This window comes from Streptomyces sp. NPDC102283, assembly GCF_044766265.1.
Taxonomy (GTDB): domain Bacteria; phylum Actinomycetota; class Actinomycetes; order Streptomycetales; family Streptomycetaceae; genus Streptomyces.
Genome location: NZ_JBIWLQ010000006.1, coordinates 248,088 through 260,394, shown reverse-complemented (window position 1 = coordinate 260,394; position 12,307 = coordinate 248,088). Strand labels below are relative to the sequence as shown.

Below are 12,307 nucleotides of genomic sequence, written 5' to 3'. Positions count from 1 at the left end.
AGCTCGCACCTCAGCACAGACGCTCACCGCGCCTAGACCTCACAGAGACGTATGAACATCTCGGCAGATAGCTGGGCGATGGAGATCGGCACGACGCTTGCCCGATCCCGAGAGCCGCCTGCCCGTTTCGGTACTTTGAGGCCGATTAGAAGCGCTTCCGCCGCATTCCTCGATATAAATCCATACAGCTGTACTCATACAGAAACCCCCGTGCAAAAGTCGATGCGAGTTGCGAAGCGCGTGTTCGGCGACTCCCCAGCAAGCTATCTTTAAGTAGGCCTGGAGTGGCTCACAATGGATCTCATCGTGAGATAGATCACCGGCGAGGTGCGGCCGCCCCGCAGGGCGGTTGCAAGTTCCGGGGCCATGCGGTTGGTCGGGGCGTGACCGGTTGTTGGGATGCGTAGCAGGGCAGGCATAGGTTTCTTGATCATTGTGGTCTCTAAGTGAACCGCCCCGGGTTCGGTAGAGACTCGATTCCGTGAAAGGGGTTGACTCATGGCACGCCCTTCCTCCTATCCCTCTGAGCTGCGCAAACGAGCGGTCCGTATGGTCACCGAGGTCCGTGGTGACTACTGAGCTTGATTGGGTGATGTCGGGCCGTTCGCCTGACAGCGGCTGAGCCGGGTCGGTAGCTGTGTGGTGTGAGATACGCGCAGGATGGCGGTTTGACCGACGCCAAGAGGACGGCGAGGGAACGGATCCGGCTGGAGGCAATCGGCCGCTTCGAGGATGGCGCGAAGAACCGCCGCCTCCTGTGCACATTCCTCTCCTGGTGGCGACCCGCCCCTCGATCAGTCAACTCCAGGAGGAAGCCCGAGCGATCCTGGCGGTCGGCGCCCCGATGCCGCTCCCCCCGCCCGTCCGTCACCTGCAACGCAGGCTCTTGGAACGGATGAGGCAAGAGCCGGCCGAAACTGGAGCCCGCCTCCACCGTCTATACGTTCTGGAGATCGCTGGGCCCCACTCCCCGAATCAAGACTGGGCGCAGCGGGAATCCTTGGGGACGCATCCACCAGCACCTCCGAGGGATGAACCGCTATCAGTACGGCCTGGTCGACATGCACCTCACCGACCCGGTCCCCGCCGACGCAATAGAGCGAGCCGAGACGGAGGCGCTCCGCTTCATGGCCAAGTTCGGCATCCCTATTCACACAGGAAGATTTCACGAACGGCGACTTCGCCTCTGCGGTCACCTGCGCCGACATCGCCGCTACCCTCGCGCCCCTTGACTCCGACTGATGCAGCCGCGACGACCGGCCGTCGACTTGGGCAAGGAGAGGGGCCGCGTTCATGCCCTATGACAGTCCTGAAGAGGAGATTCGCTCCCGGGGATTGGTACCCCTGGAACCGTCCAGCAAAGCCGCAGGTCACCATCGGAACCCAGAGCAGGTTCAAGTCCCGTTACTCACCCTGAGGGAAGGGCCCCGGTCTTCGGACCGGGGCCCTTCTTCATGTGGTGCGGAACGATGTGCAGCTCGGGCGCCCGAGCGCTCAGAAGGTGACGTCGGAGCAGGCGTAGAAGGCGTTGCCGGTGTCCGCGACGGTCCAGACGCCGAGGATCAGGTGCTTGCCGGACTTCTGCGGCAGGTTGCCGGCGTGCGTGACCGTCGATCCCGGCTGCCGCCCGCCGAAGGGCACGGTGAGGAAGGGCTGCGGGTCCAGGTCGGCCCGGGTCAGGGGCTTCGCGGGGTCGTAGCCGTCCTTGGTGACGTAGTACCGGAAGTCGGTCGTGGCGTGCCGGGCGGTGATCCGCCAGCGGAAGGTGTGGCTCGCCCCTGCGGTCACGTCGGACGCGGGCCAGGCTCCGCCGCGCGGGTCGTCCAGCTCGGCGAACCGCTGGTTGCCCCCGGCGCAGATGAGACCGTCGCGGGGACCGCGCGCCGGGAAGCCCTTGAGGCCTTCGACGCTCGGCGGCTCCCACTGGATCTGCCCGCAGTTGCGGACGGTGCCGTTGCCGCAGAGCTGCTGCCTGCTGACCGGCGAGTCGGTGTACCCGTGGCTCTGCGCGCTGCCGGAGGTGGCCAGCAGGGAGGCTCCGGCGATGCCGAGGCCGAGGAGTAAGGAGGTGATCTTTCTGCGCATGTGGTGCTCCTGGGGTGAGGGGTGGAGCTTGCGGACAGACGGACCGGGCGCGGCGGCTCACCGCATCCTGGTCTAGACCAAGACGGAGGCTAGTCCTGTCTTTTGGTCATGTCCATACCACTGAAAGGCCCCGGTCCGAGGACCGGGGCCGACCTGTTCGCTCCGGACCCGCCCGTCAGCGCGGCGACCCCGGAGCGCCCGGGGCCGCTCCGGTCCCGCCCGGTCTCACGACGAGTCGCGGACCACCAGCTCCGTGGGCAGTACCAGCGAAGGGCGCTCGTCGCCCGGGGCCCGGCCCGCGATCTCGTCCAGGAGGAGCCGCGTCATGCGGCGGCCCATCTCCTCGATGGGCTGGCGGACGCTGGTGAGGGCCGGGTGCATGTGGCGGGCGACCACCGAGTCGTCGAAGCCGATCAGGGCCACGTCCTCGGGGATGCGGCGGTCCGCCTCGCGCAGGACCTGGCGGGCGCCGGCGGCCATCACGTCGGAGGCGACGAAGACCGCGTCGAGGCCGGGGCGGCGGGCCAGGAGGTCGCGCATGGCCCGCGCACCGCCCTCCTCGGTGAAGTCGGCGGGGGCGATGAGGCGCTCGTCCGGGGCCAGGCCGGCGGCGGAGACCGCCGCGCGGTAGCCGTCCAGGCGGCGCTGGGCGCCGTAGACCTCCAGGCGGCCGGTGATCGTGGCCACCTGGCGCCGCCCCCGGGAGACCAGGTGCTCGACGGCGGCCCGCGCACCACCGAAGTTGTCCGAGTCGACCGAGGGCAGCGTCTCGGCCGCGTGCCGGGCGCCGCTGATCACGCAGGGCATGCCCAGCTGCTCCAGCAGCTCCGGCAGCGGGTCGTCGGCGTGCACGGCGACCAGGAGGACCCCGTCGACGCGGTGGGCGGTGAGGTACTGGGCGAGCCGGCGGCGCTCACGGTCGTTGCCCACGAGGGTGAGGAGCAGCTGCATCTCGGTGTCGGCCAGGGCCGCGCCGACGCCGCGCACGATCGCCGAGAAGTACGGCTCGGCGAAGAAGCGGGTCTCCGGCTCGGGCACCACCAGCGCGATGGCGTCGGTGCGGTTGCCCGCCAGGGCGCGGGCCGCGCGGTTGGGGACGTACCCCAGCTCGACCACGGCCGCCTCGACAGCCTGCCGGGTCGCGTCGCTGACCCGGGGCGAGCCGTTGATGACCCGTGAGGCGGTGCCCCGGCCGACCCCGGCCCGTGCCGCCACCTCTTCGAGCGTGGGCCGCCCGCCGCTCCGTACTCGCGCTGCCGCCATGGCCGCCTCCCCGTTCCCGGTCAATTTCTCACAGCCGTACAGTCAATCCAAGTCCTGGACCGATCACCCCGACGAGCGTACGGGCAGTGTATTGGGAGCGCTCCCAAGCACGGGACGGAAAGTGCGGTGGGCCCGGTCGGGGAGACGACCGGGCCCACCGCACTCACGAGGTCAGGCGTCCGGGCCGGTGGCCGGAGGCAGGGCGTGGCGGGCGATCACGTCGCCGTACCAGTGGGCGCTGGACTTCGGCGTACGGCGCTGGGTCGCGTAGTCGACGTACACCGCGCCGAAACGCTTCGCGTAGCCGTAGCCCCACTCGAAGTTGTCCATCAGGGACCAGAGGAAGTAACCCCGCACGTCCGCCCCGTCGGCCGCCGCCCGGCGTACCGCCTCCAGGTGGCCCCGCAGATAGGCGATCCGCTCCGGGTCGTGGACCCGCCCGTCCGCGTCCGGGGCGTCGTCGAAGGCCGCGCCGTTCTCGGTGACCATCAGCGGCAGTTCCGGGTGCTCGCGCGAGACGTCCATGAGGAGGTCGTAGAGGCCCTCCGGCTTGACCGACCAGTTCATCGCGGTGACCGGCCGGCCCTCGGCGAGGTGGAAGGCGACGTGCTCCGAGCCGGGCCACGGGGAGTGTTCGCTGCTGCCGTGGCCGTCGTTGCGGGTGTCCCCGGCACCGGACACGGGTGTGCTGACGATGGTGGGCGTGTAGTAGTTGACGCCGAGCACGTCGATCGGGGCGGCGATGGCGGCGAGGTCGCCCGGACGGATCAACTCGTCCCAGTTCACGATGCGTTCGGTGTCGGCGAGCAGGTCCTGCGGGTACGCGCCCTTCAGCATCGGCCCGGTGAAGACGCGGTTGCCCACCGCGTCGATCCGGCGGGCCGCGTCCGCGTCCGCCTCGCTGCCGGTCAGCGGGCGCACCTGGTGGAGATTGAGGGTGACCGAGGTCTGCGCGGCAGCGGGGAGGTTCGCGCGCAGCGCCTCGGCCGCCCGGCCGTGGGCGAGGTTGAGATGGTGGGCGGCCCGCAGCGCGGCGGCCGGTTCGGTGCGGCCGGGGGCGTGGACCCCGGAGCCGTAGCCCAGGAAGGCCGAGCACCAGGGCTCGTTCAGCGTGGTCCACATGCCCACGCGGTCGCCCAGGGCGCGGGCCATGATGGCCGCGTAGTCCGCGAACCGTTCGGCCGTCGCGCGCTCGGGCCAGCCGCCCGCGTCCTCCAACTCCTGGGGCAGGTCCCAGTGATAGAGCGTGGCGACGGGCTTGATGCCGGCGAGAAGCAGTTCGTCGACGAGCGACCGGTAGAAGTCGAGACCGCGCTCCACCGCGGGTCCCCGGCCGGTGGGCTGGACGCGGGACCAGGAGACCGAGAAGCGGTACGCCTGGAGCCCGAGGCGCTTCATCAGGGCGACGTCGTCGCGGTAGCGGTGGAAGTGGTCGGCCGCCACGTCCCCGGTGTCCCCGCCCAGGGTCCGGCCGGGCGTGTGACTGAAGGTGTCCCAGATGGAGGGCGTGCGGCCCATCTCGGCGGCCGCGCCCTCCACCTGGTACGCGGCGGTGGCCGCGCCCCAGAGGAAACCGGTCGGGAAGGGGGCCGTGGCGGCGGGGGCCTGCTGCGGCACCGTGTCAGGTCGGACGGCTGTCATGTGGGAGCGCTCCCTTGAGAAAAGTGAGGGGTGAGAGGAAGAAGGACGAGGAAGAAGGACGGGACGAGGCAGGAGAGGCGGGAAGACGTCGGGAGGGGAAGGCCGGTCGGACCTTCCCCTCCGGAAGGACCGTCAGCCCTTCACCGCGCCGGACATGATCCCGCCGACGATCTTCTTGCCGAAGACCACGAACACCACCAGGAGCGGCAGCGTGCTGATCAGCGCGCCCGCCATCACGATGGACTGGTCGGGGGTGTAGGAGGCGCTGAGCTGGCCGAGGGCCACCTGAAGGGTCGGGTTCTGCTGGTTGAGGGCGAGGTAGGGCCAGAAGAAGTCGTTCCACGCCTGTACGAAGGTGAGCATCCCGAGCACCATCATCGCGGGGCGGGCCACCGGCAGCACCACGCTCACCACGATGCGGAGGTTGTTCGCGCCGTCGATCTTGGCCGCCTCGATCAGCTCGTACGGCAGCGCCTCGATCAGGTACTGGCGCATGAAGAACACGCCGAACGCGCTCACCAGCGTCGGGAAGATCACCGATTCGAGCTGCCCGCCCCAGCCGAGGCCGGACATCATCATGAACAGCGGGACGACGCTGAGCTGCGGCGGGATGGTGAGGGTGGCGATGACCGCGGTCATCAGCCAGCCCCGGCCCCGGAAGCGCATCTTGGCGAACGCGTATCCGGCGAGCGTGCAGAAGAAGAGCGTCGCGAGGGTGATCGAGGACGAGACGATGAAGCTGTTGAGGATCGCCTTGCCGAGGTTGGCCTGTTCCCAGGCGGTCTGGACGTTCTCCAGCAGCTTTCCGCCCGGCAGGAACGGCGGGGTGGAGGCGAGGACCTCGTCCTGGGTGCGGGAGGCCGCGACCAGGGTCCAGTAGAGCGGCAACAGTGATCCGAAGCCGACGACGGCGAGCGCGATGTACGCGAACGGGCCGCCCTTCATCTGCTGTCCCGCGCCCATCCGGAAGCGGCTCGGGCGCCGCGGGGCACCGCCCTTCGGGGCGGGCGCGAGCTTCACGGGGGCGGTGTGCGTGGGGCTGGTCATGGTCATGGAGGCGCTCCCGGTCAGACCGCGGACTTGCGGACGAATCGGCCGATGAACCAGTTGGCCGCGGCGATGATCAGCAGGAGGGCGAGCATCGCCCAGGCGACGGCGGCGGCCGGACCGAGATGTCCGAGGTTCCAGCCGTAGTTGTAGAGGTAGATGCTGAGCGTCTCGTACTGGTTCTCGTTGCCTCCGGTGGCGCCCAGCGCACCGCCCTCCAGCAGCAGCGGCTCGCCGAAGAGCTGCATGGAGCCGATGGTGGAGATGACGATGGTGAACAGGATCGTCGGCCGCAGCGAGGGGATGGTGACCTTGCGGAACTGCTGCCAGCGCGAGGCGCCGTCCAACGAGGCCGCTTCGTAAAGATCGTTGGGGACCGCCTGCATCGCCGCGAGGTAGATCAGCGCGTTGTAGCCGGTCCAGCGCCAGATGACGATGACGGAGATGGCGATCTTCGATGTCCAGTGCCCGTTGGCCCAGTTGGTGTCGTCGAAGCCGACGAGGCCGAGCGCCCAGTTCAGCAGTCCGCCGTCGGCCCGGAACACCAGGGCGAAGACGAGGGCGGCCGAGGCGACCGAGGTCGCGTACGGGGTGAGGATGATCGTGCGCCAGAACGTGCTGGCCCGCAGGCGGTAGTTGAGGAGGTGGGCCAGGCCGAGGGCCACCAGGAGCTGCGGGACGGTGGAGATGACGCCGATCAGGAAGGTGTTGCTGACCGAGGTCCAGAACTCGGGGTCGTGCAGGATCTTGTCGAAGTTCTCCCAGCCCACCCACTCCATCGAGTCCAGGCCGGTCATCTCCACCCGGTGCAGGGCGATCCAGCCGGTGTAGAGGAGCGGGTAGAGCCCGAAGGCCCCGAAGACGAGGAAGAACGGGGCGATGTACGCGTACGGGGACGCCTTGTCGTCGAACCGCCACAGCCGGCTGCGCCACAACTGCCGCCGTTCGCTGGGCGGTTCCTTCTGCGGCTGACGGGGCGGAGGTACGTACGCATCCCGGGTGGGGGTCGAGGTTGCCACGGGCGGGGAGTCCTTCCCTGGGTGCGCCGACGGACGGCCGGGGCGGCTGGAGGGTGGGGCGGCTGGAGGGGTGGGCGGGCGGCGGGGCGGGCGGGTGTCGCCCGCCCACCCCGGCGCGGGTCCGGTCCGGCCAGGCCGGGCCGGGCCGATGTCAGCAGGTGCCGGAGGTCAGCCGATGGCCTTGTCGATCGTCCGCACGGCCGCGTCCCAGGCGTCGTCGGGGCTGGTGCCGCGCTGCTCCATGTTGTTGATCTGGGTGGAGATGGAGTCCTTGATCACGCCGTCCTTCGGGCCGAGCACCGCCTCGGGAATGGACTTCGCGCCGTCGGCGTAGATCTGGCCGATGGGGGCGTCGTTGAAGTACGGCAGGGTCGCGTTCTTCACGTCCGGCAGGTCGTAGGCGCCCTGGTTGGACGGGAAGACGCCGATCGCCTTGAAGACGGCGGCCTGCTGCTCGGGGGCGGTCAGCCACTTGACGAGCTTGGTCGCCTCGGCGACGTTCTTCCCGGACTTCGGGACGGCGAGGAAGGAGCCGCCCCAGTTGGCGGAGGTGTCGCCGGGGGCGCTGGTGATGTCCCACTTGCCCTTGTTGGCGTCACCGGCGTAGGTGGAGATCTGGCCGGCCATCCAGGCGGGACAGACGACGGTGGCGACGGTGCTCTTGCGCAGGGCCGCCTGCCACTGGTCCTCGAACTGGGCCAGGCCCTGCGTCAGCTTCTTGGACGCGGCCTCGGCGGCGAGCTTCCAGCCCTTCTCGACGCTGGCGCTCTCCTCGTAGATCGGTTTGCCGCTCGCGTCGTAGTACTGCTCGGGGCTGGAGCTGACCACGGCGTTGAACATGGCGCTCGCGGAGTCCATGAAGTACGTGCCCTCGGGGGCCTTCTTCTTGTACTGCTCCCCCAGTGCGAGGAAGTCCTCCCAGCCACCCTCGGTCAGCTTCGCGACCTCGGCGCGGTCGGTGGGCAGTCCGGCCTTCTCGAACAGCTCACGGTTGTAGCAGAGGGACATGGGGCCGATGTCGGTGCCCGCGCCGATGACCGCGCCGCTGGGGGCGGTGGCCTGCTTCGCCTTCCACGACACCCACTCGTCCACGCCGATGGTCTTGGAGAGGTCGGCGAAGGAGTCCGCCTTGGTGTCGACGATCTCCTTGATCCGGCCGACCTCGATGCCCTGGACGTCGGCGAGGCCGCTGCCGGAGTTCAGCTGCTGGAGGAGCTTGGGGTAGTAGTTCTTCTCCTCGGCGGTGGTGTCCTCCTTGACCGTGATCTTCGGGTTCAGCTCGTGGTACTTCTCGAAGAGCCCGGCCTCCTTGTACCCGAACTGCCCGAAGTCGGCGAGGGTCAGGGTGATGTTGCCGTCCGCGTCGGCTCCCTTGTCCGAGTCGGACGAGCCGCCACATCCGGTGAGGAGGAGGGCGGTGACCGTGAGGCCCGTGGTGGCCACGAGGGCGGTTCTCCTGCGTCGACCGGCAACGCTGCGGGTGATGCGCATTCCACTGCTCCTTGTTCCGGGGTGGTACCGGCGCTGTTCCGCGAGACAGGGCGGAGGGCGTCGGGTCTGGTGCGGGAAGAGGAAGCGCGCGAGACCTTCCCCCAGAGTGGGAGCGCTCCCATGCGCCGTTGCCGGAAGGTTGCTGCCTGAAGGGGGTAGGTGTCAAGAGTTGAAGACGATTCCGTTGCCGAGGGATGTCCGGCGGGTCACCGAGGGGGCGCTGGGTCGCCTTCCCATCGGAAGGTGAACGGGGGCAGGCCGGGCCGGGCGAGCTGCCAGGGCGCTCGACCCCTGTTAATTTCTCCTTTATGTACCTTTTGATCATCCTGGTCGCCGACCCCAGCCCCGGTGAGTGAGGCGGGATGGGCGTACTGCGCGACCATCCCGAACTGGCCCTCTTCTTCTGCCTCGCGGCCGGCTATCTCGTCGGCAAGCTCCGCGTCGGCCCGATCACGCTCGGCGGCATCTGCGGCACCCTGATCGTGTCGCTGCTGCTCGGCACCCGGCACGTCAGCGTCGACGACGACGTCAAGACGGTCTTCTTCGCGCTGTTCATCTTCTCGCTCGGCTACATGGCCGGGCCGCAGTTCTTCGCCAACCTCAACCGCAAGAGCCTGCGCTTCTTCACGCTCTGTCTGATCGAGCTGGTCTGCGTCCTGGGCATCGCCTACGGGCTCGCCAAGGCCTTCGACCTGGACGTGGGCACGGCATCCGGAATCCTCGCGGGAGCGGCCACCGAGTCCGCCGTCGTGGGGACGGCGACCGAGGCCATCGGCAAGCTGGAGGACCTGACCTCCGAGCAGATCAGCCAGTACCAGGGGCACGTCGCCACCGCGTACACGGTCTGCTACCTGTTCGGCCTGATCACCATCGTGCTCTACACCAGCCAGATCATGCCGATGCTGATGCGCATCAACCTGGCGGACGCCTCGCGCGAACTGTGGGAGAAGATGCGCGGCGGCCAGGGCGGGCTGGAGTCCGACGAGCGCGAGGCGCTGCCCGGCATGGTCGGCCGCACCTACCTGGTGACGCTGGCCGACGGGCGGACCGTCGGTGCTCTGGAGAGCGCCCTGGGCGGCCGGATCACCGTCGAGGGCGTCAAACGCGGCAGCAAGCTGCTGACGCCCGCCCCCGGTCTGGAGCTGACGCTCAGCGACCTGATCCAGGTGGTCGGGGAGCGGGCGGCCATCATCGAGGCGGGCCGGGAGATCGGCCCGGAGACCCCGGCCGTGCCGGGGCTCGACGCCCCGCTGGCCACCAGTCAGGTCGCCGTCACCGAGAAGGAGACGATCGGCGCCACGATCGACCGGCTGGAGAAGCGCCATCCGGAGTTCCGCAAGGACGGCGTCTACGTCACCGACGTGCTGCGCAACGACCAGCATCTGCCCGCCAGCGGGGAGACGGTCCTCGCCCGGGGCGACGTCCTCACCCTGGTCGGCGCCCGGGGCGGGCTGAACCGGCTCGTCGCGAAGCTCGGCGCGGTGGTGAAGAACGACGCCACCGACTTCATCTACCTCGGTTTCGGCATCGTGGCGGGCTCCCTGCTCGGCCAGATCGTCGTGAAGCTCGGGGACATCCCGATGTCGCTCGGCACCGGCGGCGGCTGTCTGATCTCCGGCTTGGTCTTCGGCTGGTTCCGCTCCCGCAGCCAGACGTTCGGCGCGTTCCCGCCGCAGGCCGCGAGCACGCTCAAGGACATGGGCCTGGCCGTCTTCATCGCCTGTACGGGGCTGGCGGCGGGGCCCCAGGCCTGGCCACTGCTGAAGGAGTACGGGGCGCTGCTGCCGTTCGCGGGCATCGCCATGGTGCTGGTCCCGGCGACGATCTCCCTGATCGTCGGGCGCAAGCTGCTGAAGATCGAGAAGCCGCTGCTGATCGGCGCGATCGCCGGACAGCAGTGCTCGACCCCGGCGATCACCTCCATCACCCAGGTGGCCCAGAGCTCCGTACCGCTTCTCGGCTACACGATCACGTACACGCTCTCCAACTTCCTGCTGCCGCTGACCGGGCCCATCCTCGTCGGCGTACTGGGGGCGTGACGTGATCGACTTCCTGAACCGGAACGTCTTCCAGCCCCACCCCGAGCTGCTCGTCTTCCTCGTGGTCGCGTTCGGCTTCCTGCTCGGGAAGGTCCGCTACCGGACGATCGCGCTGGGCGCGGTGACGGGCTGTCTGGTGGCCGGGCTGCTGCTCGGGGCCCAGTTCGAGGTCCAGATCGACGACACGGTGAAGAACCTGTTCTTCATCATGTTCCTGTTCGCCCTGGGCTACCGGGTCGGCCCGCAGTTCTTCCGGGGGCTGCGGAAGGACGGCCTGCCGCAGGTCGTCAACGCGGTGGTCGTCTGCGTGACCGGGCTGCTGGTGTCGTGGCTCTTCGCGCACCTGCTCGGTTACGGTCCCGGGCTCGGCGCCGGCCTGATGAGCGGGGCGCTGACCCAGTCGGCCGCGATCGGTGTCGCCCAGGACGCGATCGGCACCCTGCCCGGCCTCTCCCCCGCCGAGGTGAAGACCGAGGAGAATCTGGTCGCCGTCGGGTACGCGGTGACGTATCCGCTCGGCACCATCCTGTGCGCGATGCTCCTGGCCAACGTGCTGCCGAGGCTCTACCGCCGTGACCTGGCGAAGGAGAGCGCGGAGCTGGCGGCGGAGCTGGACGCGCCGGACGAGAACCCGGACGAGGGCGAGGGCTACTACGAGGTGGTGCTGCGCGCGTACAGCGTTCAGCGGCCCGATCTGGTGGGCCGCTCGGTGGCGGACTTCGAGGAGCAGCAGAAGGCGCTGGGCCGCCGGGTCTACCTCACCGGGATCCGCCGCGACGGCACGGTCCTGGAGCACGACCAGTCCCGCGTCCTGCGCCGCGGCGACACCGTCGCGGTCAGCGCGATCCGGGGCGATCTGGTGGCGTTCGACGCGGTGACGCACATCGGGCCCGAGGCCGACGACGTGACGCTGCTGGGCTACCGCACCGAGACGCTGCACGTCGTCGTCTCGGAGAAGGCGCAGCTGGGCCGGACCGTGGAGGAGGTGCGGCGGGAGCCGTTCATGGTCGGTGTGTACATCGACAAGCTGTACCGGGCGGGGGCGGTCTTCCCCTACCGGCTGTCCACGAAGCTGGAGCGCGGCGACACACTCGTCCTCACCGGCCCGGAACGCCTGGTCGGACCGGCGGGGAAGGCGCTGGGCAAGCCCGTCCCGACGAGCTTCGCGACGGACATGGTCTGGGTCGGCCTCGGCATCTTCCTCGGCGGATGCGTCGGCATCCCGGCGCTGACGGCGGGCGGGGTGCCGATCTCCCTGTCGACCTCGGGCGGTGGCCTGATCATGGGGCTCGTCTTCGGCTGGATCCGCGGCAAGTACCCGACGTACGGGAATGTGCCGCCCGGCGCGCAGTGGTTCATGGACACGCTCGGGCTCTGCCTGTTCGTGGCCGTCGTCGGCATCAACGCCGGGCCCGGTTTCACCAGCGGTCTTTCCACGGCCGGCTGGGGGCTGCTTCTCCTCGGCGCGGTCGCCACCGTCGTGCCACTGCTCGTCGGGTTCCTGGTCGGGCACTACGTGCAGAGGATCCGCTTCCCGATCCTGATGGGCGTCCTGGCGGGCGGCCAGACCACCACGGCGGCGATCGGCGCCGTCAACGAGACCTCGAAGTCCCAGATCCCCACCCTCGGCTACACCATCCCGTACGCCGTCGGCAACGTCCTGCTCACCGTGTGGGGCGCCGTGATCGTCCTGCTCAACCACTGACCTGCTACGGAGTGGAC

General features: G+C 69.3%; 8 protein-coding genes. 2 read left to right on the top strand and 6 right to left on the bottom strand.

The window, feature by feature from the left end:
• Nucleotides 1–1,494: 1,494 nt before the first annotated feature.
• From ACIRJT_RS14720 to ACIRJT_RS14695, 6 genes are all read right to left on the bottom strand, one after another.
• Nucleotides 1,495–2,085, bottom strand: a complete 591-nt coding sequence (locus tag ACIRJT_RS14720; RefSeq protein WP_403908620.1) for a lytic polysaccharide monooxygenase — start codon at nt 2,083–2,085, stop codon at nt 1,495–1,497.
• A gap of 225 nt (nt 2,086–2,310) precedes the next feature.
• Nucleotides 2,311–3,348 (bottom strand): LacI family DNA-binding transcriptional regulator, encoded by a 1,038-nt coding sequence (locus ACIRJT_RS14715; protein WP_403908618.1) that lies wholly within the window; start codon nt 3,346–3,348, stop codon nt 2,311–2,313.
• Nucleotides 3,349–3,519: 171 nt separating this feature from the next.
• Nucleotides 3,520–4,989 carry a GH1 family beta-glucosidase gene (locus tag ACIRJT_RS14710; protein WP_403908616.1) on the bottom strand — a complete coding sequence of 490 codons (1,470 nt, stop codon included), beginning with the start codon at nt 4,987–4,989 and terminating at the stop codon, nt 3,520–3,522.
• Nucleotides 4,990–5,121: 132 nt separating this feature from the next.
• Nucleotides 5,122–6,042, bottom strand: a complete 921-nt coding sequence (locus tag ACIRJT_RS14705; RefSeq protein WP_403908614.1) for a carbohydrate ABC transporter permease — start codon at nt 6,040–6,042, stop codon at nt 5,122–5,124.
• A 14-nt stretch (nt 6,043–6,056) separates the two neighbouring features.
• Entirely contained in the window at nt 6,057–7,055 is a 999-nt protein-coding gene (locus ACIRJT_RS14700) for a carbohydrate ABC transporter permease (protein WP_403908612.1), read from the bottom strand.
• A 168-nt stretch (nt 7,056–7,223) separates the two neighbouring features.
• On the bottom strand, nt 7,224–8,546 hold the full coding sequence (locus ACIRJT_RS14695; protein ID WP_403908610.1) for an extracellular solute-binding protein: 1,323 nt from the start codon (nt 8,544–8,546) through the stop codon (nt 7,224–7,226).
• A gap of 362 nt (nt 8,547–8,908) precedes the next feature.
• On the opposite strand from ACIRJT_RS14695, the gene aspT (ACIRJT_RS14690) reads away from it, so the two are divergent.
• Both aspT (ACIRJT_RS14690) and aspT (ACIRJT_RS14685) read left to right on the top strand, forming a co-directional pair.
• A complete protein-coding gene (gene aspT / locus ACIRJT_RS14690; protein ID WP_403908608.1) occupies nt 8,909–10,585 on the top strand; it encodes an aspartate-alanine antiporter in 1,677 nt (558 codons plus the stop codon).
• A 1-nt stretch (nt 10,586) separates the two neighbouring features.
• The gene (aspT, locus tag ACIRJT_RS14685) at nt 10,587–12,290 is read left to right on the top strand and encodes an aspartate-alanine antiporter (protein WP_403908606.1); all 1,704 of its coding nucleotides are present in this window, start codon (nt 10,587–10,589) and stop codon (nt 12,288–12,290) included.
• Nucleotides 12,291–12,307: the final 17 nt, after the last annotated feature.

Bases quoted from the DNA above. Each gene is read 5' to 3' on its own strand.
- aspT (WP_403908608.1), top strand. From the start codon at position 8,909: ATGGGCGTACTGCGCGACCATCCCGAACTGGCCCTCTTCTTCTGCCTC.
- ACIRJT_RS14715 (WP_403908618.1), bottom strand. From the start codon at position 3,348: ATGGCGGCAGCGCGAGTACGGAGCGGCGGGCGGCCCACGCTCGAAGAG.
- ACIRJT_RS14720 (WP_403908620.1), bottom strand. From the start codon at position 2,085: ATGCGCAGAAAGATCACCTCCTTACTCCTCGGCCTCGGCATCGCCGGA.
- ACIRJT_RS14705 (WP_403908614.1), bottom strand. From the start codon at position 6,042: ATGACCATGACCAGCCCCACGCACACCGCCCCCGTGAAGCTCGCGCCC.
- ACIRJT_RS14710 (WP_403908616.1), bottom strand. From the start codon at position 4,989: ATGACAGCCGTCCGACCTGACACGGTGCCGCAGCAGGCCCCCGCCGCC.
- ACIRJT_RS14695 (WP_403908610.1), bottom strand. From the start codon at position 8,546: ATGCGCATCACCCGCAGCGTTGCCGGTCGACGCAGGAGAACCGCCCTC.